General features: G+C 68.3%; 23 protein-coding genes, 1 tRNA gene and 4 pseudogenes. 11 read left to right on the forward strand and 17 right to left on the reverse strand.

The features are described from left to right. Positions 1 to 5 precede the first annotated feature (5 nt). Positions 6 to 731, reverse strand: a complete 726-nt coding sequence (locus tag L6444_RS26895) for a response regulator transcription factor (protein WP_236978288.1) — start codon at positions 729 to 731, stop codon at positions 6 to 8. A gap of 159 nt (positions 732 to 890) precedes the next feature. Between L6444_RS26895 and L6444_RS26900 the strand changes: the two genes are divergently transcribed. From L6444_RS26900 to L6444_RS26920, 5 genes are all read left to right on the forward strand, one after another. Further along, positions 891 to 1,607, forward strand: a complete 717-nt coding sequence (locus L6444_RS26900; RefSeq protein ID WP_236978289.1) for a hypothetical protein — start codon at positions 891 to 893, stop codon at positions 1,605 to 1,607. Between the two features lie 50 nt (positions 1,608 to 1,657). Beyond that, positions 1,658 to 1,729: transfer RNA gene (locus L6444_RS26905), tRNA-Thr, on the forward strand. Positions 1,730 to 1,897: 168 nt separating this feature from the next. After that, positions 1,898 to 2,386, forward strand: a complete 489-nt coding sequence (locus L6444_RS26910) for a sterol desaturase family protein (RefSeq protein WP_236978291.1) — start codon at positions 1,898 to 1,900, stop codon at positions 2,384 to 2,386. A 143-nt stretch (positions 2,387 to 2,529) separates the two neighbouring features. Then, positions 2,530 to 4,548 carry a serine/threonine-protein kinase gene (locus L6444_RS26915; protein ID WP_255731069.1) on the forward strand — a complete coding sequence of 673 codons (2,019 nt, stop codon included), beginning with the start codon at positions 2,530 to 2,532 and terminating at the stop codon, positions 4,546 to 4,548. A gap of 114 nt (positions 4,549 to 4,662) precedes the next feature. Continuing rightward, the gene (locus L6444_RS26920) at positions 4,663 to 5,658 is read left to right on the forward strand and encodes an alpha/beta fold hydrolase (protein ID WP_236978292.1); all 996 of its coding nucleotides are present in this window, start codon (positions 4,663 to 4,665) and stop codon (positions 5,656 to 5,658) included. A 119-nt stretch (positions 5,659 to 5,777) separates the two neighbouring features. Here L6444_RS26920 and L6444_RS26925 read toward each other — a convergent pair whose 3' ends face one another. The 10 genes and pseudogenes from L6444_RS26925 to L6444_RS26965 form a co-directional block, all read right to left on the reverse strand. Continuing rightward, on the reverse strand, positions 5,778 to 6,602 hold the full coding sequence (locus L6444_RS26925; protein WP_236978293.1) for an enoyl-CoA hydratase: 825 nt from the start codon (positions 6,600 to 6,602) through the stop codon (positions 5,778 to 5,780). 176 nt (positions 6,603 to 6,778) lie between these two features. Next, positions 6,779 to 7,609: a hypothetical protein gene (locus L6444_RS26930; RefSeq protein WP_236978295.1), complete on the reverse strand. Its 831-nt coding sequence runs from the start codon at positions 7,607 to 7,609 to the stop codon at positions 6,779 to 6,781. Positions 7,610 to 7,643: 34 nt separating this feature from the next. Beyond that, on the reverse strand, positions 7,644 to 8,111 hold the full coding sequence (locus L6444_RS26935) for a lipoprotein LpqH (protein WP_236978297.1): 468 nt from the start codon (positions 8,109 to 8,111) through the stop codon (positions 7,644 to 7,646). A 127-nt stretch (positions 8,112 to 8,238) separates the two neighbouring features. Further along, complete coding sequence (locus tag L6444_RS26940) at positions 8,239 to 9,114, reverse strand: alpha/beta fold hydrolase (RefSeq protein ID WP_236978299.1); 876 nt, start codon at positions 9,112 to 9,114, stop codon at positions 8,239 to 8,241. A 9-nt stretch (positions 9,115 to 9,123) separates the two neighbouring features. Then, entirely contained in the window at positions 9,124 to 10,314 is a 1,191-nt protein-coding gene (locus tag L6444_RS26945; protein WP_459551882.1) for an MFS transporter, read from the reverse strand. Positions 10,315 to 10,405: 91 nt separating this feature from the next. Next, a pseudogene (locus L6444_RS30870) lies at positions 10,406 to 10,585 on the reverse strand (MFS transporter); the annotation flags it as partial. A gap of 270 nt (positions 10,586 to 10,855) precedes the next feature. Then, complete coding sequence (locus tag L6444_RS26950; RefSeq protein WP_236978300.1) at positions 10,856 to 11,011, reverse strand: hypothetical protein; 156 nt, start codon at positions 11,009 to 11,011, stop codon at positions 10,856 to 10,858. 104 nt (positions 11,012 to 11,115) lie between these two features. Next, complete coding sequence (locus L6444_RS26955) at positions 11,116 to 13,383, reverse strand: serine/threonine-protein kinase (protein WP_236978302.1); 2,268 nt, start codon at positions 13,381 to 13,383, stop codon at positions 11,116 to 11,118. A 196-nt stretch (positions 13,384 to 13,579) separates the two neighbouring features. Then, a complete protein-coding gene (locus L6444_RS26960; RefSeq protein WP_236978304.1) occupies positions 13,580 to 14,272 on the reverse strand; it encodes a GAP family protein in 693 nt (230 codons plus the stop codon). 92 nt (positions 14,273 to 14,364) lie between these two features. After that, the gene (locus tag L6444_RS26965) at positions 14,365 to 15,519 is read right to left on the reverse strand and encodes a TDT family transporter (RefSeq protein WP_236978306.1); all 1,155 of its coding nucleotides are present in this window, start codon (positions 15,517 to 15,519) and stop codon (positions 14,365 to 14,367) included. 166 nt (positions 15,520 to 15,685) lie between these two features. Here L6444_RS26965 and L6444_RS26970 point away from each other — a divergent pair, with 166 nt between their 5' ends. The 3 genes from L6444_RS26970 (at position 15,686) to L6444_RS26980 (ending at position 18,030) form a co-directional block, all read left to right on the forward strand. Beyond that, positions 15,686 to 15,868: a hypothetical protein gene (locus L6444_RS26970; protein ID WP_236984448.1), complete on the forward strand. Its 183-nt coding sequence runs from the start codon at positions 15,686 to 15,688 to the stop codon at positions 15,866 to 15,868. Beyond that, on the forward strand, positions 15,865 to 16,248 hold the full coding sequence (locus L6444_RS26975; protein ID WP_236978308.1) for an integrase: 384 nt from the start codon (positions 15,865 to 15,867) through the stop codon (positions 16,246 to 16,248). Before L6444_RS26970 ends, L6444_RS26975 begins: the two co-directional genes overlap by 4 nt. 213 nt (positions 16,249 to 16,461) lie before the next feature. Next, complete coding sequence (locus L6444_RS26980; RefSeq protein ID WP_370653040.1) at positions 16,462 to 18,030, forward strand: LCP family protein; 1,569 nt, start codon at positions 16,462 to 16,464, stop codon at positions 18,028 to 18,030. 11 nt (positions 18,031 to 18,041) lie between these two features. Here L6444_RS26980 and L6444_RS26985 read toward each other — a convergent pair whose 3' ends face one another. Genes L6444_RS26985 through L6444_RS27000 form a run of 4 tightly spaced genes read right to left on the reverse strand, consistent with a single transcriptional unit; the run spans position 18,042 to position 21,343 of the window. Next, positions 18,042 to 18,818 carry an SDR family NAD(P)-dependent oxidoreductase gene (locus L6444_RS26985; protein ID WP_236978310.1) on the reverse strand — a complete coding sequence of 259 codons (777 nt, stop codon included), beginning with the start codon at positions 18,816 to 18,818 and terminating at the stop codon, positions 18,042 to 18,044. Beyond that, entirely contained in the window at positions 18,815 to 19,468 is a 654-nt protein-coding gene (locus tag L6444_RS26990) for a nitroreductase family protein (RefSeq protein WP_236978315.1), read from the reverse strand. Before L6444_RS26990 ends, L6444_RS26985 begins: the two co-directional genes overlap by 4 nt. A gap of 49 nt (positions 19,469 to 19,517) precedes the next feature. Further along, on the reverse strand, positions 19,518 to 20,351 hold the full coding sequence (locus tag L6444_RS26995) for an SDR family oxidoreductase (RefSeq protein WP_236978317.1): 834 nt from the start codon (positions 20,349 to 20,351) through the stop codon (positions 19,518 to 19,520). Between the two features lie 56 nt (positions 20,352 to 20,407). Next, positions 20,408 to 21,343: an enoyl-CoA hydratase gene (locus L6444_RS27000; RefSeq protein WP_236978318.1), complete on the reverse strand. Its 936-nt coding sequence runs from the start codon at positions 21,341 to 21,343 to the stop codon at positions 20,408 to 20,410. Positions 21,344 to 21,470: 127 nt separating this feature from the next. Here L6444_RS27000 and L6444_RS27005 point away from each other — a divergent pair, with 127 nt between their 5' ends. The 3 genes and pseudogenes from L6444_RS27005 to L6444_RS27015 all read left to right on the forward strand — a co-directional run bounded on the left by L6444_RS27005 (position 21,471) and on the right by L6444_RS27015 (position 23,754). Continuing rightward, complete coding sequence (locus L6444_RS27005) at positions 21,471 to 21,674, forward strand: hypothetical protein (protein WP_236978319.1); 204 nt, start codon at positions 21,471 to 21,473, stop codon at positions 21,672 to 21,674. Next, positions 21,637 to 23,086 (forward strand): annotated as a pseudogene (locus L6444_RS27010) (alpha,alpha-trehalose-phosphate synthase (UDP-forming)). The gene L6444_RS27005 and the pseudogene L6444_RS27010 overlap by 38 nt, the downstream one beginning before the upstream one ends. Before the next feature lie 87 nt (positions 23,087 to 23,173). After that, positions 23,174 to 23,754, forward strand: a pseudogene (locus tag L6444_RS27015) (hypothetical protein). Between the two features lie 6 nt (positions 23,755 to 23,760). On the opposite strand, the gene L6444_RS27020 reads toward L6444_RS27015, so the two are convergent. Next, complete coding sequence (locus L6444_RS27020; protein ID WP_236978320.1) at positions 23,761 to 24,252, reverse strand: mammalian cell entry protein; 492 nt, start codon at positions 24,250 to 24,252, stop codon at positions 23,761 to 23,763. After that, a pseudogene (locus L6444_RS27025) lies at positions 24,252 to 24,973 on the reverse strand (mammalian cell entry protein). Before L6444_RS27025 ends, L6444_RS27020 begins: the two are co-directional and overlap by 1 nt. Positions 24,974 to 24,977 lie beyond the last annotated feature (4 nt).

Below are 24,977 nucleotides of genomic sequence, written 5' to 3' on the forward strand. Positions count from 1 at the left end.
CACGCTCAGCGGGGCTCCCGCAACACGTAGCCGACCCCGCGCAACGTGTGCAGCAGCCGCGTCTCGCCGGTGTCGATCTTGCGGCGCAGATACGACACGTAAGACTCGACGACGTTGACGTCACCACCAAAGTCGTAGCGCCACACATGATCCAGGATCTTGGGCTTGCTCAGCACGGTGCCCGCGTTAATGACGAAGTAACGCAGCAGCGTGAATTCGGTGGGCGACAACGAGACCGGCTGCCCAGCCTTCCACACTTCGTGCGTTTCCTCGTCGAGTTCGATGTCGGCGAACGTCAGGCGGGAGTTGCGCGGCTCATTGTTGTTGCCCTTACCCGCTCGCCGCAGGATCACCCGCAGCCGCGCGACCACCTCTTCCAGACTGAACGGCTTGGTCACGTAATCGTCGCCGCCGAGGGTCAGCCCGGCGATCTTGTCCTGCAACGAGTCTCGCGCGGTGAGGAACAACGCCGGCGCGTCGATGCCGTCGGCGCGCAGCCGGCGCAGCACCCCGAACCCGTCCATACCGGGCATCATCACATCGAGAATCACTGCGTCCGGCCGGGATTCACGGGCCCGGTCGAGCGCTTGCGGCCCATTGGAGGCGGTGAGAACCTCGAAACCCTGGAATTTTAAGCTGACAGACAGCAATTCGACGATGTTGGGCTCGTCGTCGACGACGAGGATGCGCGCCTCCGGCTGGGCGGCGGCTCCAGGATTTCCCATAGTCATTATCAGTACCTCAACCCGATCTTGTGTATTAGCTCCACACTAGTTGGAAGCTTCCTGTGAGGTAGGTGCGAGACTCCTGCAAGCATCCTGCCAGTGGGTCGTCGAATCGGCTCGGACCCGAGCGGCAAAATCGGGGTGCGCCGCTCGTAGACTCGCAGGATGAACCTCGTCAAAGCCGCCCTGGGCATCGCGACCGCACCCGCGCGTGCCGGCCTCGCGGCGGCCGAAGCCAGCCTGAACCTCGCCGGCGCGGCGGTGGGTGTGGCCAAGCAGGCACTGGGCGAGACCGGCGGCACCGGGTACAACCCGATGGCCAACATGCTGGGCCTTGACGACACGCTGGCGCGGGCCAACCGGCTGGCCCGGCTGCTCGACGACGACATGCCCCTGGGGCGGGCCATCGCGCCGAACGGGCCGATGGACCGGATGCTGCGTCCCGGCGGACTGGTCGACCTGCTGACCTCCGACGGCGGGCTCATCGACCGCCTGACGGCCGAAGGTGGCGGGCTGCAGCGCGCGCTTCAACCCGGCGGGCTGGCCGATCAGCTGCTCGCCAACGACGGGCTGGTCGAACGGGTGCTGGCCGAAGACGGGCTGGCCGACAAGCTGCTCTCCGAGGGCGGCCTGGTCGACAAGCTGACCGCCAAGAACGGTCCGCTGGAACAGCTGGCCGACGTGGCCGACACGCTGGCCCGGCTGGCGCCGGGGATGGAGGCGCTGGAACCGGCGATCGCCACGCTGCAGGAGGCGGTGATCTCGCTGACCATGGTGGTCAACCCGCTGAGCAGCATCGCCGACCGCATCCCGCTGCCGGGACGTCGTCCGCGGTCGTCGCCGCGGACGGTGCGCTCGCAGCGGATCGTCGACAGCGACTGACCCCAGCTAGGCTTTTACCGGTTTCACCGGTATTCACCGGTAAATCACCGGCCTCCTTAGCTCAGTGGTAGAGCACTCGCCTTGTAAGCGAGCGGTCGTCAGTTCAATCCTGACAGGGGGCTCCGAGCTGCTATCGGGTCAACTCCGGCACGCTGAGCACCGCGTCCAAGAACTCGGCGCTCCTCCGACCGATCGGCTACCACGAGATCCGCCTGCTGTGGGCCGTGCACGTGGTGCACCACAGCAGCCAGCGGTACAACTTCTAAGTCGCGCTGCGCCAACCCTGGGCGGTGCTCACCACCCTGCCCTTCCTGGTGCCGGTCGCACTGCTGGGCATCGACGCGCGGATCATCCTGGCCTGCTACGGATTCAACCTGCTCTACCAGTTCTTCCTGCATACCGAGCTCGTCGACAAGCTCTGGGCGCCAATCGAATTCGTGTTCAACACGCCCAGCCATCACCGCGTGCACCATGGATCGCAGGCCCGCTACCTCGATACCAACTACGGCGTCATCCTGATCATCTGGGATCGGTTGTTCGGCAGCTTCGAACCCGAGGGTGAGCGGGTGCGCTTCGGACTGACCAAGAACATCGACACCTACAACATCGCCAGGGTCGAGACCCACGAATTCGTGGCGATCTGGCGCTGCATGCGAAGCGCCGGCAGCCGGCGGGACCGATTGGGGTACCTGCTGCGCAGGCCGGGCTGGGCACCCGCGGTGAATCAGCGGGGCGGTGCCGCAGAACTGCGACCTCAACCACTGCCGGCCAGCGCCTGACCGCGGCCGCCGGGCCGCCGCCGCACGAACGTATGTGGAATATATGACCTTCGCCTGAATCCCCTGTTCAGCGCCTGCCAGGCCTTGATTTTGCCGGTTGAATCAGCTGCTTAACGGTTTTTGACAGCTGCACAGGGGGTCTGGTGGACCACGAGGGGACGCCGTTCGGCCGGTACCGGTTGATCGACTTGCTAGGCCGCGGCGGCATGGGCGAGGTGTGGCGGGCCTACGACACCGAAACCCAGCGGGTGGTTGCGGTGAAGGTGCTGCCGCCCAACCTGGCCAGTGATTCCACCTTCGTACAGCGATTCCGCCGCGAGGCGCTGGCCGCGGCGGGCCTCAGCGACCCGCACGTCATTCCGATCCACCACTTCGGCGAAATTGACGGCCGCCTCTACGTCGACATGCGGCTGATCACCGGCCGCGATCTGCACTCGATCATCGCCGACGGCGCCATGGACCCGGCGCGCGCCGTAACGATCATCGAACAGGTCGCCGCCGCCCTGCACGACGCGCACCGGATCGGGCTGGTGCACCGCGACGTCAAGCCCTCCAACATCCTGGTCACCCCCAACGACTTCGCCTACCTGATCGATTTCGGTATCGCCGCCGCCTCCGGGGACACCAGGATGACGGGTACCGGCAGCGTGATCGGGACCTGGGCCTACATGGCGCCCGAACGGCTCAACAGCGGCCAGAACGATCCGCGCAGCGACACCTACGCGCTCGCCTGCGTGCTGCACGAGTGTCTGACCGGGAGCCAGCCGTACCCGGGCAACAGCATCGAGCAACAGATCGGCGGGCACCTGGGACTGCCGGCGCCGCGACCGTCGGCCTTGCGCAGAGACTTGCCGGTACAGCTGGACGGGGTCATCGCCATCGGCATGGCCAAGAAACCCGAACAACGCTATTCGACCCCGACGGAGATGGCCGCGGCCGCCCGCGCGGCGATCACCCAGCCGACCCGGCTGCCACCGCCACCGCCGCGCGACACCGACCCGGGCCCATCCGATTCGCACACCATTGCCATCCCGACCGGCCCGCCGCGCAACTACTACCCGTCCAATCCCCAGGGCAGTGTGTCGAACACCGATCCGACCCAGTACCAGCAACTGGCCCCCGCGGGGGGACCGGACGTATCGGCGGGCCGACCCGGCGGTCAGCTGCCCCCACCGCCGTCGGCGGGGCCGGCCAGACCCGCATCGAACCCGTCACCGAACAAACGGCGGCGCAACATCATCCTCGCCAGCAGCATTGCCGCGGCGCTCGCGGTAATCGGTCTGGTCGCCGCCCTGGTGCTGCTCCCGGGAGACAAGAGCGCCCCCACAGCCGTTGCGCCGCAAGCGAATTCCGGACCGCTGACCGGAACCTACACCCTTGCCTTCGGCCAGAGCATCGGCATTTCGGGCAAGCCCGAACCGAACCAGGAACCGCCGGGCAACGAGACCTGGAAGCTGCGCTCGGTATGCGGCGCCAAAGGGTGCGTGGCAACCGCCGCGCGCAGCTCCGGATCCTTCAAGCACCCGGCAAGCCTGGTGTTCGACGACATCAACGGACGCTGGATCGCCGTCACCCTGGACACCGAACGATGCAACAACCAGGACATCGAGGAGTGGCACTGGATCTATCTGCTGCCGCGTCCGGACGGCAGCATGGCGGGCGAATGGATCGACGATTCCGTCCAGTGCTACAGCAAACGCAGCGTGACGTTCACCCGCACCGGTGACGCCGACCTCGCCGGGCTGCCCGACCCCGCCGCACTGCCGGCCCGGGTGGCATCACCGGCCCTGGGCCTGCGCGGCTTCTACCGCTCCCGGGTCACCACCGCCTCCGGCCAACCCAAGCTGGCCGACCAGGACTTCAGTGTGGACACCTTCTGCCTGCGCGGCGGCGATCGCTGCCTGAGTCGTTTCGTGCTGACCGATCTCACCGACCATCAACTGTTCATCTTCGCCAACAACGCCTGGACGGAGAACTCCGAAGAGGACGTGCCCTGCCCCGCCGGCGGGACGAGTCACGTCCGGATGACCGGCGTGTTCCCGCTGCCGAAGCCTGCCGCGGACCCCATCACCACACTGTCCGGCCACGGCATGGAGGACGTCTCGGGCAGTACCTGCAAAGGCGGCCCCTACGACCAGGTCTTCAACCGGATCAGGGACTGAGCGCGCCGGTCGGAGGAGCGCATCGGGCGCATTTAGAAAGTCTCAAGGCCGCCATCCCAGACTTCACTTCACCAGGAACAGCCCGTCCACACCGAAGTGAGCAAGCAGGCCAAAATGAGCAACCTCCGAACGATCAACCTGCACGGTGACCGTATCGCTTACCGCGACGAAGGCGCCGGCGACGTGCTGCTGCTGATCCACGGCATCGGCGGCAGCTCGAACAACTGGCGCGAGATCATCCCGGCCCTGTCCAAGAGGTTCCGCGTCATCGCCCCCGACCTGCTGGGCCACGGCCAGTCCGACAAGCCGCGCGGCGACTACTCGCTGGGCGCCTTCGCGGTGCTGCTGCGCGACTTCCTCGACGCGCTGGGCATCCCGCAGGCCACCATCGTCGGTCACTCCCTGGGCGGCGGCATCGCGATGCAGTTCGCCCACCAGCACCGCGACTACTGCGAGCGGCTGATCCTGATCAGCAGCGGCGGCCTGGGCGCCGAGGTGAGCCGGATGCTGCGGCTGGCTTCGCTGCCGGGCTCGGCGAGCGTGTTGCGGCTGATCTCGTCGAAGCCGGTGATCGCCGGGCGCAAAGCTATTTCGGCGCTGCGGACCACCGAACGAAGCGAGGCCAGGGCCAGCGACCACTGGGAAGCGCACGCGGCGCTGTCGAACCCGGAGAACCGCAAGGCATTGCTGCGCACCCTGCGCGCCGTCGTCGACAGCCGCGGCCAGTACGTGTGCGCGCTGAACCGCCTGCACTTCAACTCCGCCGTGCCGGTGCTGATCATCAGCGGCGACCAGGACCGGGTCATCCCCGTCAGCCACGCCTACGCCGCGCACGAGGCGATGCCGCACAGCCGCCTGCACATCATTCCCGGCGCCAAGCACCACCCCCACATGGAGCGCACCGACACCGTCGCGGCCCTCATCGACGACTTCATCGACGCCTCCGCCGACGCCGACGCCTACCCGCACCCGGCCCCGGCCGCGGTGTCCCTGGCCGACTGGTCGGCCACCCACTCGCCGCGCTCGGGTCTGCGGTCGGCGGCGGTGATGCAGCGCATGAACCGCCGCCGCGGTCGCCGCCACCTGCAGGCGGTGTCGGAAGCCAGCTGACCCGAAGCGGGAAGCCGCTCAGGCCACCGGCCGGCGAGGTCGTCGACCACCCCGACCGGGAAGCCGAGGGCCGCCCGCGGTCATCGCGTGCAGACCGTCGCGCACAGCACTGAGCAACGCTAAATCGCGCCCCTCGTGCCGGGCTTGCCGGACTTGCCGGACTTGCCGGACTTGCCGGACTTGCGGGACAGGAACGCACGCATGTGCTGCTGGGGTTCGCCGGTGAGGAACGCCAGGCCGAACTGTTCCACGCTGTCCTCGATCGCACCCTGCACCGTCATGTCGAACCACTTGTTGAGCAGTCGCTTCTGCTGCCGGACCGCGTGCGGTCCGAACCCGGCCAGCCGCGCGGCGAGCTGGGCGATGCGGTCGTCCAGCGTGTCGGGGGCCACGACCTCGTGCACCAGACCCCAGGTCGCGGCGGTCTGCGCATCGATGGTCTCGCCCGTCAGCAGCAGCCAGGCCGAGTGCGAGGCCCCGATCAGTGCCGGCATCAGCGCCGCATGGATCACCGACGGGATGCCGACGGCCACCTCCGGCATGCCGAACTTCGCGCCGGACTCCGCGATGCGCAGATCGCAGCACATCGCGACTTCCAGACCGCCGCCCAGACACCAGCCCGCCAACCGGGCGATGACCGGGACCGGGCACTGCCGGATCGCCTCGCAGAGCCCGGCCAGGCCGCGGATGAAATCTTCGGCGCTGGATCGGTCGAGGGTGACCATCTCGTTGATGTCGGCGCCGCCGATGAACGCCTTGTCCCCGGCGCCGCGCAGCACCACCACCCTGATCCCGTCGTCGCGCCCGACGGCGCGAAATGTTTCGGCGAGTTCCGAATTAGCTTGGCTGCCAATGATATTCAACGGTTGGGAGTAGATCAGTTCGATGGTGGCCAGACCATCGGCGCGCTGGTATCTGACCAACCGCCCTTCGGTGCTGCTCATCGGCTTGAGTGTCTTTTCGCGTTACGGCGCGCTGCGCCGGCCGAACCGAAACCGGCGCGATCGGCGCCCGTCAGTACAGCGGAACCCAGGTACCGAAGAACCAGTAGCCCCAGCCCCCGTACTGCCAGTTGAAGACCGGCAACACGGTGAAGGTGTTGTAGTTGAACGGGCCGAAATCACGCTGCCCGTAACCGATGTCGCGTGCCGGCGGGCCGTCCCACGGCCGGTTCCAGCCACCCGGAGGCGGCGGGCCGTTCCACCTCCGGGAGGCGGCGGGCCCTCCCAGTTGGGCGGCGGGTGGCCGGGGCGGGCCCGTCGTTGTAGCCGAAGCCACGCTGCGGCGGCGGAGGCGGCGCGCCGCGGTCGGGGAAGAGAATGCCGGCCAGGGTGTTCCGGGGCCCGCCGAATTGGTTGTTGGGTTGCGCCAGCGGACCGCGCGGGATGAACGGGGGATGCGGCGGCTGGGTGGCCGGTGCGTTGATGACGATAGTGATGCCGGGAGCGGCCGTCGTCGAGGTACTCGACTGCCCCGCCGGCACCGTCGTGGTCGTCGACCCACTCGCGGTGGTGGTCGACCCGGCCGCCGTGGTGGTGGTCACACCCGAGGAGGTGGTCGTCGTGGTGGTGGGCGTCGCAGCCGTCGTCGTGGTCTGCGAGGACGGTGCCGCACTGGATGCCGTGGTCGACGGCGGCGCCGACGTGGTCGCCGGAACCGTCGTGGTGGCCGGCGGCGCGGTGGTGGCCGGCGGCGCTGTAGTGGCCGGCGGCGCGGTGGTGGCCGGCGGCGCGGTGGTGGCCGGCGCGGCCGTGGTCACCGGCGCCGGCGAGTTCGTCTGCGCGGGCGGGGTGTGGGGTCCCGGCGTGTTCGGCCCCGGAGTCGGGGTGTCCGGCGCCAACGGACTGGGCACGAACGGCGCGGAGCTAGCGGTGCCCGCGTCGAACAGCACCGCCGAGATCCCCAGACCCGCCGCGACAGCCGCCGCGCCGACGACACGTTTCATGGTCATAGCTGCGTCCCCTCCTGGGATTCGACTGCCCGCCCTACGGGCAGGTCACGCTCATCTCGAACGGTTTGGTCACCGGCTTCGGGTCCTGCGGGTTGCTCACGTCGACACCCGAGGCGGTGCCCTTGATCGCGTACGTCTTGTCTTTGAGCGCGGCCCCGGCGTTGGTGGCCTGGTTGGGAGCGGCGTCGGAGAACCCGAGGGTGACGCCGTTGACCGGCCCCAGTCCGACCGCGTGCACGATCGGCGGATTGTCCTTGCTGACCACCGCGCCGATTCCGGCCGACGCGTCACCGATGCCGATGTTGATGTTGTTGCCGGACGGGTTGCACGTCACCGCGCCGGTGACATTGAGGTTCTGACCGTCGACGATCACGACCGGTCCGGAAGGCGCCGCGGCCTGCGGAGCCGAGGACGCCGCGCCCTTGTCGGACTTGCTCGAACAGCCGACGCAACCGCCCACCAATGCCAAACCGGCCAGCCCGGCCGCGATACCACGCTTCAAGACGCTTCTCCTCGTGTCGCAGGTGTCACAGGTGTCGCCCCAAACAAATGCGCGCTGCGCGCGGATACCCAATGCGCGGACACCGCAAACTAAGTCATACAACGTTCAGATGTCACCGACAAGGCCGTCAGCCAGCATCAACGTGCCGCTGGATGAATTCCAGGACGGCGTCAGCAAAGATGTCGTTACGGTCGCCGGCGACCATATGGCCGGCGCCGCGGACGTCGGTGAATTCGACCTGCGGGAAACGTTCCAGGAATTGGTCCGCGCGTTCCTGGCTGACCAGGTCACTCACCTGACCACGGACCAGCAGCATCGGCACACTGTCGGCGAGGATGGCGGCTACCGCCGCGTGCATGCGGTCGGATTCGACTACCTCCAGCGGCGGGTAGGCCGAGGAACCGTTGATGAACTGTGGATCCCAGTGCCAGTACCATCGGTCGCCGCGGCGGCGCAGATTGGTGGTCAACCCCTGCAGATCCGTGGGCCGCGGCCGGTGCGGGTTGTACTCGGCGATCGCGTCGGCCACCTCTTCGAGCGAGGCGAAGCCGGACTCCATCCGGTCGGCCATGAAGTTGTGGATGCGGTTGGCCCCGGACTGTTCCATGTCGGGCACGATGTCGACCAGCACCACGGCGCTGGCGATGCCCGGCGCCAGTTCTCCGGCCAGCAGCATTGAGGTGAAGCCGCCCAGCGACGCCCCCACCAGCACCGGGCGCGGGGGCAGGCCGCGCAGCACCTCGTGCACGTCGGAGGCGAAGCTGACCACGCGATAGTCGCCCTCGCTGGACCAGTCGGATTCGCCGTGGCCCCGCAGGTCGACGGTGACGGCCTGATAGCCGCGCTTGGCGACGGCGCTGGCCGCCCGGCCCCACGAGCGCCGGGTCTGGCCACCGCCGTGCAGGAAGACGACCGCGCGGGCCTGCGGATCGCCGTGCCGGTCCGAGACGATGCGAACCCCGCCGGGACCGTGCGTGATGAATGGTTCGGCTGCCGTCACCATCAGGAAATACTAAGACGCCGCCCGCTCGCGGCGGCGCCGCGTAAGCCGCAACCGTCGGCCGTCCCGGCCCGGTGCGATCAGCGAGATCAGGACGGCTGCTACGGCCACGATGACGGCCATCACCGTGTAGGAGGTGTTGGCGGCCGCCACGAACGCTTCCTTGCTGCGCTCGGCGAGTGCAACACCCTGCGGACCCAGTCGATCGGCGACAGCCAGGGCCGTGGCCAGTGAGTCCGACGCCGGAGCGCGCACCTGCTCGGGGTAGCCGGCCAGCGCGGCGCCGACGTGACGGCTGTAGCTGCCGGCCAGGATGGAACCGGCCAGCGCGATCCCGAACGCGCCACCCACCTCCCGGGTGGCATCGTTGACCGCCGACGCGACACCCTGTTTCTTCTCCGGCGCCGCGGTCATGATCGCCGATGTGGTTGGCGCCGTGCACAATCCGAAGCCGGTGCTGATCACCACCAGCGGCCAGGCCACCTCGAGGTAACTGGAGTGGGTGGTCAGCGTGCCCATACACAGGAACCCGATCGCGACCAGCGCCATGCTCGCGAACACCACGGCACGCAGCCCCAGCCTGGGCAGGTACCAGGGCGACAGGATCGACAGCGACAGCAACGGTAAAGCCATGGGGCTCAAGGCAATTGCGGCTGTCAACGCCGAGTAGCCGCGGACCTGCTGCAGATATTGGACCACCAGGAAGAACAGCGCGAAGGTGGCGAGAAACACCACGGTGATGGCGGCGGCGCCGGTGCCGAAGCTGGGATCGCGGAACAACCGGATGTCCAGCAGCGGTTGCCGGCGCCGCAACTCGACGAAACCGAACATCACCGCCAGCACCGCCCCGGCGAGGAGGCACCCGATGACGCGGGCGTCACTCCAACCGTGCGCGGGCGCCTGCAGGATGCCGAACACGAAGACGGCGACCGCCGCCCCGATGGTCACCGCACCCGGCACGTCCAGGCGCGGGGCGTCGTCGTCGCGGGACTCGGCGATGGTCAGCGTCAGCGCGAAAACCATCGCCGCGCCGATCGCCAGGGTCCAGAAGATCGACCGCCAATCCCAGAGCTGCACCAGCACTCCGGCGCCCAGCAGGCCGAACACCCCGCCGCAGCCGGCGACCCCGGCCCAGATGCCCACCGCTTTGGTGCGCGCCTCGGGCGGGTAGGCGGCCGTCAGCAACGACAGCGTCGCCGGCATCACGAACGCCGCCCCGGTCCCGGCCAGCCCCCCGGGCGGCGATGATCTGCAGCGGAGTGCCGAACACCAGCGGTGCGGCCGAGGCGACAGCGAACGTGGCCACCCCGACCAGCAATGCGCTGCGGCGCCCGTACCGGTCGCCGATCGCACCGGCCGGCAGCAGCAGGCAGGCCAGCAGCAGGGTGTAGCTGTCCACGATCCAGGTCAGCTGCGTCTGGCTCGCCGAGGTGGCTTTGGCGATGTCACCCAGCGCGGTGTTCAGCGCCACCATCGACGCGATGACCAGCACGACACCCGCGCACGCGATGAACAGAGTCCAGCCGCGCCGGGCCCGGGAGCCCCTGGGCGAACGAGTCGGCGGGGGCGCCGTCGGCAAGACTGGATGTGGTGACCGTAGGACCAGTCATGGGCCCGCTTCCTATGGACAGGAGCAAATCAAGACTGACAGTCTCGGTACGGGACTAATGGCCTCAGTACCCGTCCGGTAGCGGGGAGAAACGGCCGAGGCCTGATTCGGGCCCTGATTCTCGCCGATGCGGCGTCAGGCCCGGGACGCTCCGGGCAGCCGGTCGCGCACCCAGCCCGCGGCTCGGGCCAGCGGGTTGTCCGACCTCGTCGACTTCTTGATCCTGTCCAGGGCTTGCTCACCCTCGATGGCGTAATCCCTGACCGATTCGTCGCCTTCTTCAGCACGCATTGCCGAACTCCGTTCTCGTCTTCCACGTCGCGATCTCGACGTTGGACCTTCAACGGCCTACCCGCGCGGCGCGCGTTTGAAAACCGGCCCGGCCCAACCGGCGGTCAGCCGCCGGTGCGGGTGAACTTCATGTCGTACGGGCCGCCCTTGCACGAACTCCCGGATTCGTCCTTGACACCGTTACCGCTGAGAACGGCTATCGGGTCCTCCGGCGGTTCGGGCAGCGGAAAGGTCCCCTTGATCTTCACGTGCGAGGTGCCGCCGGCCGGACAAGCCGCGTCGTACTCGTCGTCGCGGGTCCAGACATTGTTGGCGAACTGCAGTAGCTGGGTGCCAGTGCTGGCGTTTCTGACAAAGCGGCTCAGACAGCGGTCACCGGTGCGCAGACAGAAGGTGTCCACGCTGTAGTCGGCTTCCTGCGGCTTGGGCGCGTCCGGGCCGGTATAGGTAGTCAGCAGGTGGTAGTTGCCGCGCAGCGCCTCGGCCGGTGAAACCACGCGGGCGGCCAGCTTGGTGGGGTCGGGCACGTTCGTACCGTCCGGGTCACCGGTCCGGGTGAACGTCACTGTCCGTTTGCTGTAGCAGTCCAGTGAGTCGGTGATCCATTCGCCGACCATGGTGCCGTCAGCGTGCGGCTGCAGCCAGACGTAATTCCATTTCTCGATGTTCTTGTCGTTGCACTTGCCGCCCTCCAGCGCCACGGCAATCCAGCGCCCCCGCACATAGTCGAAAGTCAGCCTCGGCGTGTGGTTGTAGGTGCCGTCGGTTCGCTGCGCCGAGGCCACGCATCCGTTGCCGTCACTGCCGCACGCTGAATGCAACACCCAGGTCTCGTGATCCGGCGGCTCGGAGTTTTCCACCGGCTTGCCCGCCAACGAGACCTTCGGACCGAAGTCGGCGGTGTAGGTGCCGGTGAACGACCCGGCCCCGGCTGCTCCGCCGGTGGGCTCGGCACCGCCGGGATGCGCTGCGGGCTGCTCGCTACCGCTGCTGCCGTGGCCGCCGGTCAGCACGATCGCAGCGACGACCCCGACGACGGTCACCAGCGCACCCACCCCCGCCAGCAGCAACGCAGTGCGGCGCCGCTTCGGCGCTGGCGCGGCGGGGCTGGGGCTGCTCTCCTCGGCAGGTGCCGGCCACGGCGGTGGCGTCTGAGGATCGCTCGGCAGCCGGAACACGGTCTGCTCTCCGCTGTTGGGGCGATAGATCTTCGGGTCGCTACTCGGCCGCCGCAACGTCGGGTCGGTGTTGGGTCGCTGCACGGCCGGTTCGGCCGGCGGGCGCTGCGGCACCGGTTCGGGGGCCAGCCGCTGCGGCTCGGCGGGCGGACGGTACCGATTCGGGTCGGCCGTCGGCCTGGGCTGGCTCTGCCGAACCGGCCCGCGGCGCTGGTTCGGGTCAGCGGGCGGGCGGCGGTGTCCAGGATCGGCATACCCCTGCCCCGGAGCGCCCCGCATCGGCGGTGGCTGGTTCGGCGGCGGCTGCTTCGGCGGGCCGGGCGGCGGCGCCAACTGAGTGCGTTGCTGCACGGGTTCGGGCCGGCGCACCGGAATCGGGCGGGTTCCGGTGACCGCCTCCCGCGCCGCCACCGCCAGATCGGTCACCGTCGGATAGCGCTGCTCGGGGTTCTTGGCCATCGCGGTGGCGATGACAGTGTCGAGTTCCTCCGGAATGCCCCGACGCAAGGTGGACGGGCGCGGCGGCGGCAGACTCAGATGGCCACCGATCTGCTGTTCGAGGCTGGCGCCGGGGAACGGTTGGCTGCCGGTCAGGCACTCGTGCAGCACACATCCGAGCGCATAAGTGTCACCGCGTGGGTCGGTCCGGCCGTTCGTGACCCGCTCAGGCGCCATATACGCCCAGGTCCCGATCACGTTGCCGGTCCCGGTCATGTGCGAATCGCCCTCCGCACGGGCGATCCCGAAGTCGATCAGGTACGCGAAGTCGTCCTCGGTGACCAGGATGTTGGATGGCTTGACGTCGCGGTGCACCAACCCGATCCGATGCGCGGACCGCAACGCCGAAGCGATCTGCTCGATGATGTTGACCGCACGCTCGGGGTCCAGCGGGCCTTCGGCGATGATGGCCTGCAGGTCGCGGCCCACGACCAGGCGCATGTCCACGTACAGCCGGCCCTCGATCTCGCCGAAATGGTGGATGGGCACCACGTGCGGATCGTTGAGCCCCGCCGCCGCCAGTGCCTCGCGCCGGAATCGCTGTTCGAAAGTGGGGTCGTTGGCCAGATTCGCCGGCAGGACCTTCACGGCGACGACGCGCTGCGTCTCGGTGTCGTAGGCGCGCCACACTTCGCCCATACCGCCGCGGCCCAGCAACTCGATGAACCGGTAGCGGCCGAAGGTCGTACCTTCCACTCCGCCCCCTCAAGCGAATTCTCGTCGATACTCAGCAAATACATTAAGGCCGCACATGCAGGGATGCACGACTGCACCGACAAGCTAAGCACGAAAGGGCACCGGCGCATACCACGGTTCGTCGCTCAGGATGCGCCGCAGCGGAACCGGCCTGCGCCATGCGACGGTGACCTCGGCCGTGACGCCGCCCGGCTCGTCAGCTCAGCGCACTGATCCCGTTGTAGAGCACCATCAGACCGATCAGGATCAGGACGGCGGCCAGCATGCCCAGGTGATTGCTCTCCATCCAGTCCTTGAGTTTGGTCAGTTGGTCCTCGAGGCGGTCGCCGGCGCTGAGGTAACCCAGGATCGGGAGGGCGGCCGTTGACGCGGACAGGACGACGAACACCGTGGCCAACACCCACTTGCCAGCCACCCCGAGTGAGCTGGTGCCGATAGCCAAGCCGCCCGCCAGGCACATGATCGACACCTCGAGTCGCACCACCGTGAGCACCAGCCCGGTGAGGCCTGCCCGTCGCGGGGTGATGGTGTCGAACGCCCGCATCCACCGGGGCGTGTCGGACTCCCGGTGCCGGGTCAGCCACCGGTAGATGCCGAACAGGATCAGCGCCGAACCCAGCACCACACGCGTCCAGGATGCCCAGTGCGGCGGCGACTTGTGCAGGCCGCCGAACAGACCGGATCCGGCCGTGAAAACGGCGGTCAGCGCGGCCAACCCGAGCACCCATCCGCCAAGGAACGCCAGACTCGTGGGCCGGGGCCGCGGCGAGTGCAGGACCAGCACCGCCGGGATGATCGTCAACGGTGACACCGCGATCACCAGAGCCAGCGGTATCAGCGTGGCCAGCAATGAACCCCAACTACCCGTCACGGGCAGCAATCTTCGCATTGAAACGCGCACCCTGACCGCATTGGGCGCAAAACCTCGCTTTCCGGCCATTTGCGTGCGTTGCCGGACCGGCACGAGTGGCTAGGCGCGGATCACTGCGTCCTACTTTCCTTGCTGGCCCTGACCGGATCGGCGCTCGGGGGCAGTTTGAGCAGGTTGCCGTGCCAGCTGCCCCGCGCGGTGCGCACCGTCACCAAGATCCAGGTGAACAGCAGGCCGACATACGCGGCGGCCGCGGCCACCTTGAACGCGGGCAGCTGGGTGTGCGAAGCCAGCTGCGAAGTTCCGGTGACGAAGGTGCCGACCGGAAACGTCAGGCTCCACCAGGTCAGGGCGAACGGCATGCCGCGCCGCAGGGTGCGCACCGTCAGCGAGGTGGCCAGCGCGATCCATAACACCGCGAAGCCCCACACCGGGACACCGAACAGGACGGCGAACGCGTTCATCGCCGCGGCCAGTCGGTGGTCGATCGCGCCGGTCGCCGCAGCCGACGCGAGCAGACCCGCGGCGGTGATGGACTGGCCGAGCGGCCCCAGCACGATCCACAGCGTCGGCACCCGCGCCGTGCCGGAGGTGCCGTACAGCACCAACCGGCTCCAGATCATCGCGATGATGTTCAGCGAGGCGAACAGCGAGAGTCCGAACATCGCGTAGCAACCGAACAGCATCGTCTCGCGTGGGGTGCCCGGCGGCAGGTGCGGCAGCAACAGCGCGCCCGTGGCGGCCGACACCATCGGCGGCACCACCGGCATCAGCCAGCCTCCGAACGCCGCGTCGGGCTCCACCTCCAACTGGGTGAACATCAGGTACGGGATGCTCACGGCGGTGAACAAGCCGCCGAGGGTGCCCGCCGTCCACAGCACCCAGTCCAGGTCGACGGCGACGCGCTGCCCGATCAGATCCCCGCTCACCAGCACCGCGCCCGCACCGACGGTCATCAGCGCCATCGGCGCGGCCCCGTAGAAGTGGGCCATCTGCGGATTGCGGGCATGGGCGCGCGCCACCCTCGGGTTGCGCAACCAGTGTCCGCCGACCAGCACGATCAACAGCACCAACAGGGTGGCGGCCAGCATCCACACACCGTGGGTGAAGCCACGCAACCCGGGCACGTGGACGGGCAGCGTCGCCCCGGCGATGGCCACGATCCCGGTGCCCATCACCGACGCGAACCAGTTCGGGCCGACATTGCCCAGGACTTCGACGCGGGTGGTCGGCGCCGGGGCGTCACCCGGGCTGGCAGGGGCCATAGCTGTGCAACCTACTGCCTTGCGGGGCCGTGCCCAGCGTCAAGACGCGCCTACACTGCGGTCAGGTGCCCCTCAGGAGTGGAAAGTGCAGATACGGACCCGCGCTCGAACCAAGACGTCGTTGGTGATCACGCTCGCCGCGGTGGCGGTGATCGCGGCGCTGGCGATGCCGATCAAGCAGCGATGCGGCGCCCCCGGCCATACCTGCGGCACCGCGGTGGACACCGACGGCAACGTGCATTACTACTACGAAGTCGAACCCTTCGGGATCGTACTGACCGAGATGGTGACCGGTTCGGACATCCCGCTGTTCTACCGGTCCGGCGAGGAGATCGTGAAGGTCCGATGAACGCGCGAATCGCGGCAGTGGTGGCGGTGGCGCTGCTGCTCGGCGGCGCCATCGCGGCGATCCCGATGACCGACGTGTCGCTGGCGACCAGGACCGAGAATTTCTGCGTCGTGGGCTATTCCTGTCCCGCCAGTCCCGCCGCCGACGGCGGCGACCAGGCCACCGCGGAGCGCCGAATCATCGACGGTTATGTGGCCAAGCAGGCCGGCTGCACACCGGAGGCCACGGCCGATCCGCAGTCGGTGACTTGGCAGCCGCCGGGGTTCACGCCCAACGTCGGCGGTGCGGGCAACGTCAACGACGCGGACGCGAGCCTGGGGGGCCATTTCGTCGCCGCCTACGTCAACGGCCGCTGGCATATCGACTACCAGTACTGCTGACGCCGCCGCAGCAGGCCCCCGGGCCGGGGCAGAACGTTCTGCTCAAGGCGGTTTTGGCGACTGGATCCCGGCACTCGGCTGGGCAGGATACCGGGCCTGGAGTGGGGGCTGCACAGCAATCTGCCGCATACTAGACGTCATGTCTGGAATGCCGTCACCGCAAACCGCCGGCCGTACGCCGGCCGGGCGGTGGCCGCTGGGCCGAGGACATTAGTGACACGTTCCGGCGGTGCTCACCGCCTCCGATCAAATCGACGTGCGGTCAAGCGGACGACGCTGCGCAAACGCGTCGCGCGCACCTTCATGACCGTGGTCTCGGTGGTGGCTGTCGGAACGACCGGCGCGGGTTACTGGGTAGCCCACGGCGCCCTCGGCGGCATCACGATCTCGCAGGCGCTGACCCCCGAAGACCCCAGGTCCAGCGGCAACAACATGAACATCCTGCTCATCGGCCTGGACTCGCGCAAAGACCAGGACGGCAACGACCTACCCTGGTCGATCCTGAAGCACCTGCACGCCGGCGACTCCGACCAAGGCGGCTACAACACCAACACGCTGATCCTGGTACACGTCGGATCGGACGGCAAAGTCGTCGCCTTCTCGATCCCGCGCGACGACTGGGTGGCCTGGAACGGCATCCCCGGCTACAACCACATCAAGATCAAAGAGGCGTATGGGCTGACCAAGCAGTACGTCGCCAACCAACTCGCCAACCAGGGCAACCTCTCGCAGCGTGAACTCGAAGCCCGCGGCCGCGAGGCCGGCCGGGCGGCAACGCTGCGCGCGGTGCGCAACCTGACCGGCGTCCCGATCGACTACTTCGCCGAGATCAACCTGGCCGGCTTCTACGACCTGGCCCAGACCCTGGGCGGCGTCGAAGTCTGTCTGAACCACCCGGTCTACGACTCGTACTCCGGCGCCGACTTCCCGGCCGGCCGCCAGCGGCTGGACGCGTCGCAGGCGCTGTCGTTCGTCCGGCAGCGACACGGCCTGGAGAACGGCGACCTGGACCGCACCCACCGGCAGCAGGCGTTCCTGTCGTCGGTGATGCACGAGCTGCAGGACACGGGCACCTTCACCAACCTCGACCGGCTCAACAGCCTGATGGCCGTGGCGCGCAAGGACGTGGTGCTGTCGGCGGGCTGGGACGAAAACCTGTTCCGCCGGATGGGTGAGCTGGCCGGCGGCAATGTGGAGTTCCGCACGCTTCCCGTGGTGCGCTACGACAACATCGACGGCCAGGACGTCAACATCATCGACCCGGCCGCGATCAAAGCCGAGATCGCCGCGGCTTTCGGTACAGCCGCCACCCCGTCGACGGCGGCGACCACGTCGACGAAGCCGAACCCGTTGACCGTCGTCGACGTGGTGAACGCCGGCGCCATCAGCGGGATGGCCTCCCAGTTGTCCAGCGCGCTGAAGAAGCGCGGCTACACCGCGGGTCAGGTCCGTGACCGCGAGTCCGGCGACCCGACGTCCACCACCATCCAATACGGCGCCGGAGCGGAGACGGACGCGCAGAACCTGGCCAACGTGCTGGGGGTGGACCCGCCCACCAAGCCGGACCCGAGCATCGCTGCCGGGCACATCCGGGTGACGGTGGACACCAACTTCTCGCTGCCCGTCGCCGAAGAGAGCGCGTCCACGACGACGTCCACCACCACCACGACGACCACGACGGCCCAGTCCAACGGCTACTACTACAACGGCACCTTCACGCCGTACCCGACACCCGATCGGGGCAAGCCGATCGACGGCGGCGGGGTGCCCTGCGTCAACTGACCGACGACCGCTCAGGCGTGCGTGCCGCCGTCGATACGGATCTCGGTTCCGGTGATGAACTGGCCGTCGTCGGACACCAGCATGGCGATGACGCCCGCCACCACCGACGGGTCGGCCATTCCGGCGCCGCTGGAGGTCTCGGTGGTGGGCAGGATCGGCATCAGCCGGCCGAACAGCGACCAGTCGGCGTCGGTGGGTATGTATCCGCCGGTGGCATCGGTGATACCGGACTTGATGCTGCCGGGCGCCACGCACACCGCGCGCAGCCCGGCCTTGGCGTATTCCAGCGCCACCGCATGCGTGAAGGACTGCACCCCACCCTTGCTGGCCGCATAGGCTGCCATGTATGGGTGCGCGAAGCTGGCCGAGGTCGAACTGAAGTTGACGATCGAGCTGCGCGGGTTGGCCAGCAGCGCCGGCAGCGCCTCGCGGACCACCAGGAACGTGCCGGTCAGGTTGACGGTGATGATCTGGTTCCACAGTTCGAGGCTGGTCTGGGTGGTGTGCGCGGCCCGCAACATGCCCGCCGCATTGACCACCGAATCCAGCCCGCCCAGGATGTCGACAGCCGAGCGCACCCCGTCGACCACCGAACGCTCGTCGGCGACGTTCATCTCGAGCGGGGTGAACCGGTCACCGCGGTTGCCGCGGGTTACGGCAAGGCCCGCTGTGTCGATGTCCGCGCCGACCACCGTCGCCCCCTCGTCGACCAGTCGCAGCGCTGTCGCCTGACCGATCCCCGACCCGGCGCCGGTGATCAAGATCCGCCGGCCCGCCAGCCGGCTCACCGGAATGCCCGGTTGCCGTACCGGTCCAGCGACACGAACTCGCCGACCGGCCGACGGCTGGTGGGACCGTACTTACCCATCGGCCAGCCCAGCGGGATCACCGCGCACGGGGTGACATTCCACGGCAGGCCCAGCACTCGCTTGGCGGCGAACGTGCTCCACAGCGGCATCGTGATCAGCGCCGCGCCCAGTCCGGCCGCGCGGGCCGCCAGCAACAGGTTCTGCACCGCGGGATAGATGGAGCCGTAGGCGCTGCTGGCCGCGATCGGCGGCACCGGCGGGATGATCCCTTTGAGGCAGGCCACCACGACGACGGGGATGTCGTCGAAGTGCTCTGCCTGCCAGCGCACGGCCTTCTCGACGCGCAGCATCTTGTCGTCCATCCGCTTTTCCAGGGTGCGCTTGTACAGCGGCCCGAAGGCCTTCATCGCCGCGCGATTCAACCGGCCCAGCCTGGCGACCACCTGGCGGTCCTTGACGACGATGAACTCCCAGTTCTGCGCGTTCGAACCGGTGGGTGCCTTCATCGCCAGTTCGAGGATGTGCAGGATCAGCGAGTCGTCGACCGGATCACTCTTGAGCCGACGGATCGCACGCTGGGTGCGCATCGCCTCTTCGAGCGGCATGTTCAGTGGTTCTTGTTGGGCCATGGCCCTCATTCCAGCACGGCCAGGCCACCGCCGGAACCGGCGGTGACCCTCAGACCACGCCGCGCAGCGCGTCGGCGCCGAACATCTGCTCCATCATCGACGAGTAGTCCGGGCCGCGGCGCACCATGTGGCCACCGTCGACGTTGATGCACTGCCCGGTGATGTAGCTGGCGGCGTCGCTGAGCAGGAACATCGCCAGGTTGGCCACATCCTCGACCTCGCCGACCCGCGGCAGCGGCGTGCACTGCGCATAGTCGCCGCTGATCTCCGGTGACTGGATGACGCTGGCGTCCACCAGGTCGGTGCGGATCAGACCCGGACGGATGCTGTTGGCCCGCACCCAGGAGGCGCCGAGTTCGTCGGCGGCCAGTTGCATCATGTGGTCGATGGCCGACTTGGTGACGCCGTAGGGACCGAACCAGCGGTGGGTGTTGCTGGCGGCGATCGACGAGATCGCCACGAACGATCCGCCGCCACCGCGCACCAACTCCCGCGCCACGTGTTTGAGCACGTACATCGTGCCGTTGACGTTGAGGTCGACGGTGCGACGCCACTGCTCGGAGTCGGTGTGGGTGAGCGGTCCGATGGTCAGCGAACCGCCGGCGCTGTGGACGGCGCCGTGCAGCCGGCCGTGCCACGCCGTGGCGGCGTCGACCACCCGGGCTACCTCGTCCTCGTTGGTCACGTCGGCGGGTTCATAGCGGATCGAGCCGGGCAGTTGCAGGCCCTCGATCTCCTTGACGGCCGCGGCCAGCCGGTCGGCGCTGCGGCCCATGATCATCACCGAAGCGCCGCCTTCGACCAGCCCGGTCGCCACCCCCTTACCGATACCGCTGCCGCCGCCGGTGACCAGATACGTCCGGTCCTGGAATGAAAGCTGCACTGGAAGCCTCCCGCGCCGAAAACTGAAACAGGTTCTAGCTATCGAATCATTGCGCGTCAGGGCTCGTCGCGGCGGGCGACCTGGGTGGGCCGGGCGGTGCGCCAGTCCTCGACTTCCGGCGGCAACCCGACCGGCATCCGGTTCTCGTTGTGGGCCGCCCAGTGCGCGTGGCCCAGTTCGTGGATGTGGAACGCGTGCCGCAGCGCCTCGGTGAAGCCCATCGCGTCGGACGCCGCGTTGACCGACGACTTCACCAGCAGCGCGGCCATCGTCGGACGCTCGGCGATGCGCCGCGCGAAAGCCAGCGTCTTCTGTTCCAACTCGTCGAGCGGGAAGACCTTGGACACCATGCCGAGCCGGTAGGCCTCGTCGGCGTCCAGCGAATCACCGGTCAGCAGCAGCTCTTTGGCTTTGCGCGGGCCGAATTCCCAAGGGTGCGCATAGTATTCGACGCCCGGCATGCCGAGCCGCACCGCGACCACGTCGCTGAATTTCGCGTTGTCGGCGGCGACGATCAGATCGCACGCCCAGATCAGCATCAGCCCCGCCGAGATCGCGTTGCCCTGCACCTGCGCGATGGTGATCTTGCGCAGGTCGCGCCAGCGGGCGGTGTTCTCGAAGAAGAAATGCCACTCCTGGTGGTAGAGCTTCTCCACGATCGGTTCCAGGGTGGCCCCGTGCGAACGGAACGTCGGGTGCTGCGTCGGACCCGGCTTACGCTCGGCCAGCGCCGCCTCCGAACCCAGGTCGTGGCCGGCGGAGAAGTTGCGGCCGCGGGCGGCCAGGATCACCACCCGGACGGTGTCGTCGGCCTCGGCCCGCAGGAATGCCTCGTCGAGCTGCACCAGCAGGGTGCGATTCTGCGCATTGTGCTCCGCCGGCCGATTCAGCCAGATACGGGCGATGCGTCCCTCGTCGAGGGTTTCGTAAACCACCATCTCGGGGGCCGCGGGCGCCTCGGCGTTGGTGTCGGTCTGGTCGGAGAGTGTCATTGCCCACCTCACTAGTCACGGGCTGGTCTTTACACATTACGGCCAGTGTGTAAGCGGAAATCGCTGGGGCTGCCGCGGCTGCCGACACCGAAAGAGATACTCGAGTGGCTTCCCTTACAGTTGAGGAATGCCTACCAAGACCGACCACGGTGATATCGGCGACGTCGAACCGCTGGCGGACAGCACCGCCAGCCAGGCCCGGCGCGTCGTCGCCGCCTACGCCAACGACGCCGACGAGTGCCGCGTCTTCTTGTCCATGCTCGGCATTGGTCCGGCGAAACACGAGAGAGCTAATGGCTCGAAAAGGCGGCGCCCGCTACGGCGACTCTGACTTCGTCGTCGTCGCCAACCGGCTGCCGGTCGACCTGGAACGCCTCCCCCGACGGCAGCACCACCTGGAAACGCAGCCCCGGCGGCCTGGTCACCGCGCTGGAGCCGCTGCTGCGCAAACGCCGCGGGGCCTGGGTGGGCTGGCCCGGTGTGGTGGATGCCGACGAGGACCCGATCGTCCAGGACGAACTGACGCTGCATCCGGTGCAGCTCAGCGCCGACGACGTCGCGGAATACTACGAAGGTTTCTCCAACGCCACGCTGTGGCCGCTGTATCACGACGTCATCGTCAAGCCGATCTACCACCGCGAATGGTGGGACCGCTATGTCGACGTCAACCGCCGCTTCGCCGAGGCCACCTCCCGCGCCGCGGCCGAGAACGGAACCGTCTGGGTACAGGACTACCAGCTGCAGCTGGTGCCGAAGATGCTGCGTGAGCTGCGTCCGGACCTGACCATCGGGTTCTTCCTGCACATCCCGTTCCCGCCGGTGGAGCTGTTCATGCAGCTGCCGTGGCGCACCGAGATCATCGAGGGACTGCTCGGCGCCGACCTGGTGGGCTTCCATCTGGCCGGCGGCGCGCAGAACTTCCTGATCCTGGCCCGACGGCTGCTCGGTGCCGAAACGTCGCGGGGAGCCGTCGGGGTGCGATCCCGGTTCGGCGAGGTGGTGCTCGACGCGCGCCGCATCCGGGTGGGTGCTTTCCCCATCTCCATCGACTCCAGCGCGCTCGACCAGGCCGCGCGGGACCGGAGCGTGCGGCGCCGGGCCCGCGAGATCCGCGCCGAGCTGGGCAACCCGCGCAAGATCCTGCTCGGCGTGGACCGGCTCGACTACACCAAGGGCATCGACGTGCGGCTCAAGGCGTTCAACGAGCTGCTCGACGAGGGCCGCGCCAAGCGCGACGACACGGTGCTGATCCAGCTCGCCACCCCGAGCCGGGAACGGGTGGAGAGCTACCAGATCCTGCGCAACGACATCGAACGGCAGGTCGGGCACATCAACGGCGAATACGCCGAGGTCGGCCACCCGGTGGTGCACTATCTACACCGGCCCGTCCCGCGCGACGAACTGATCGCGTTCTTCGTGGCCAGTGACGTCATGCTGGTCACCCCGCTGCGCGACGGCATGAACCTGGTCGCCAAGGAGTACGTCGCCTGCCGCAGCGACCTGGGTGGCGCCCTGGTGCTGTCCGAATTCACCGGCGCCGCAGCCGAACTGCGTCAGGCCTATTTGGTTAACCCGCACGACCTCGAAGGCGTCAAGGATGCCATCGAGGCCGCGCTCACCCAGTCCGACGAGGAGGGCCGCCGCCGGATGCGCGCGCTGCGCCGTCAGGTGCTCGCCCACGATGTGGACCGGTGGGCCCGCGCGTTTCTCGACGCGCTGGGCGAAAGCCGTCCGCAGGGCTGACCGGCAAGTCCCACCGAACCCGTGGTGTTGGCGGCGATTCGCTGTGATACTCAGATGCGGCGCTGCGGCGCGGAGGGAGGGGTGCAGGTGAAGATCCGTCGCGGGCTGGCCGCCGGTGCCGTCGTCAGCACAGCCGTCGCATTCGGCATGGCGCTGGATTCGGACACCCCGGCCTACGCGATCGGGCCGCCCCCGGACGGCACCTACGCGTTCAACCAGGCCGGCGTGTCCGGCGCCACCTGGACCATCGGCGCGCTGTGCGTGCAGCCGTCGGGAACGCGCAACATGAACGACTATTCGGACCCGATCGTCATCGCGATGAACTGCGCGCTGAACATCGTCAGCACCACCCCGGCGAACAACACCCGCGCCGAACATCTGCAGAACTTCAGCGGCCGGGCCCGGATGACCAGCATGCTGTGGACGCTGCAGGTCAGCAAGGCCGAAGGCGTGGTGTGCCCGGACGGCACCTTCGCCCCCCAGCAGCGAGACCTACGCGTTCAGCGACGAAACCCTGACCGGCACCCACACCACCCTGCACGGGGGCGGTGTGCGGCCTGCAGCCGGACATGAAGAAGGAGCCGTTCTCGCTGTCGCAGGTGGGGCCGCCGCCCAGCCCGATCGAACGTTATCCGTTGGAGTGCAACGACATTGCGATCTGCTTCTGATCGCGATCAGATCGGTTTGATGAAGGCGATCAGCCACTTGCCGCCGATGCGCTGGAACTCCACCCGCACCCGGATGCCTTCGTAGATCGGCTGGCGCGCCTTGTCGGTGACGGTGCGGTTCATGAACACCATCACCGCGGCGGAATTGCGGTTGGCCTCCATGACGCCCACGCCCACGACGTTGGCCTGGATCACCACCTCGCGCTTCTTGGCCTCCGGGATGATCTGCTCGTTGGCCCGCTTCTTGAACTCTTGGCGGTAGTCGGGCGTCATCATCGGATAGGTGTCGCCGAGGCTGCGCTCGACGGTTTGGAAGTCGTAGCCGAGGACCTGCGGCATCTCCTTGGCCACCAGCGTGGGCAAAGCGTCGCGCGCCGCCTGGGCACCGCGCGCCTGGACCCGGTCCCAGTAGTACCAGCCCCCCACGGCCGACAGCCCGACGATCGCGACGATCGCCAGGTAGGCGGCGGCGGTGGCAAGCCACCGCGACCATCGCATCAGTTGCCCCCGTCGGGGTACATCAGGTCGTAGGCGGTCATCCGGCCCGTCTCGTCCCGTGCACGATGACCCGCATCCGGTAGGGCTCCGACGGCTTGTTGACCCCGTCCATGTCGGCGACCGTCACCCGAACCGCCACCAGCACCGCCGCGTTGTCGCTGACCGAGTCGATGCTCTCCAGGCCAGCGCCGGTGATGACCGCTTCCGAGGACGAGTTGGTCTTGCGGAAGATCGTCTTGAGGATCTCGATGTTCTCCGCGCCGAACTTGGCGCGCAGCGGGCCGCTGGTCCCGTTGACGAAACGGCTCACCGCCTCGTCGATGTTGTCCATGGTGTGGCTGTACATGTTGACCACGGTCTGGGTGGCGGTGTCGACGAACCGCTGCTCACGGGCCTGCTCGGCCCGCGCGTTCCGATGTTGGGTCACCAGCGCGGTGACGCCGGCGGTCAGTGCGGCGATCACCATCACCGCCGCCACCAGCGACACCCAGCCGACCACGCGGCGGTTGGGCTGCCGGCGCCGCGGCGGCCGGACCGTCGGGCGGGTCTTGCTGGCTGCGGCCGGGTGTGCGGTCTTCTTCGGGGCGACGACGACGGTCTCGGCGGCACCCGCCGTCGCCTCGCGTTCGACCTGTTGGGTTTTCGGGGGGCCTGCTGCGCGCGCGGCCTTGCGGCGCACACGCTGCGTCGTCGGTACTTCTTCGGTCACCACTGAATCCACGTCG

It is taken from the genome of Mycobacterium kiyosense, assembly GCA_021654635.1.
Taxonomy (GTDB): Bacteria; Actinomycetota; Actinomycetes; order Mycobacteriales; family Mycobacteriaceae; genus Mycobacterium; species Mycobacterium kiyosense.

Coding starts and splice junctions, on each gene's coding strand:
- L6444_RS26895 (WP_236978288.1), bottom strand. CDS start 731: ATGACTATGGGAAATCCTGGAGCCGCCGCCCAGCCGGAGGCGCGCATC.
- L6444_RS26900 (WP_236978289.1), top strand. CDS start 891: ATGAACCTCGTCAAAGCCGCCCTGGGCATCGCGACCGCACCCGCGCGT.
- L6444_RS26920 (WP_236978292.1), top strand. CDS start 4,663: ATGAGCAACCTCCGAACGATCAACCTGCACGGTGACCGTATCGCTTAC.
- L6444_RS26925 (WP_236978293.1), bottom strand. CDS start 6,602: ATGAGCAGCACCGAAGGGCGGTTGGTCAGATACCAGCGCGCCGATGGT.
- L6444_RS26930 (WP_236978295.1), bottom strand. CDS start 7,609: ATGACCATGAAACGTGTCGTCGGCGCGGCGGCTGTCGCGGCGGGTCTG.
- L6444_RS26940 (WP_236978299.1), bottom strand. CDS start 9,114: ATGGTGACGGCAGCCGAACCATTCATCACGCACGGTCCCGGCGGGGTT.
- L6444_RS26945 (WP_459551882.1), bottom strand. CDS start 10,314: ATGCCGGCGACGCTGTCGTTGCTGACGGCCGCCTACCCGCCCGAGGCG.
- L6444_RS26950 (WP_236978300.1), bottom strand. CDS start 11,011: ATGCGTGCTGAAGAAGGCGACGAATCGGTCAGGGATTACGCCATCGAG.
- L6444_RS26960 (WP_236978304.1), bottom strand. CDS start 14,272: ATGCGAAGATTGCTGCCCGTGACGGGTAGTTGGGGTTCATTGCTGGCC.
- L6444_RS26965 (WP_236978306.1), bottom strand. CDS start 15,519: ATGGCCCCTGCCAGCCCGGGTGACGCCCCGGCGCCGACCACCCGCGTC.
- L6444_RS26970 (WP_236984448.1), top strand. CDS start 15,686: ATGCCGATCAAGCAGCGATGCGGCGCCCCCGGCCATACCTGCGGCACC.
- L6444_RS26975 (WP_236978308.1), top strand. CDS start 15,865: ATGAACGCGCGAATCGCGGCAGTGGTGGCGGTGGCGCTGCTGCTCGGC.
- L6444_RS26990 (WP_236978315.1), bottom strand. CDS start 19,468: ATGGCCCAACAAGAACCACTGAACATGCCGCTCGAAGAGGCGATGCGC.
- L6444_RS27000 (WP_236978318.1), bottom strand. CDS start 21,343: ATGACACTCTCCGACCAGACCGACACCAACGCCGAGGCGCCCGCGGCC.
- L6444_RS27005 (WP_236978319.1), top strand. CDS start 21,471: ATGCCTACCAAGACCGACCACGGTGATATCGGCGACGTCGAACCGCTG.
- L6444_RS27020 (WP_236978320.1), bottom strand. CDS start 24,252: ATGCGATGGTCGCGGTGGCTTGCCACCGCCGCCGCCTACCTGGCGATC.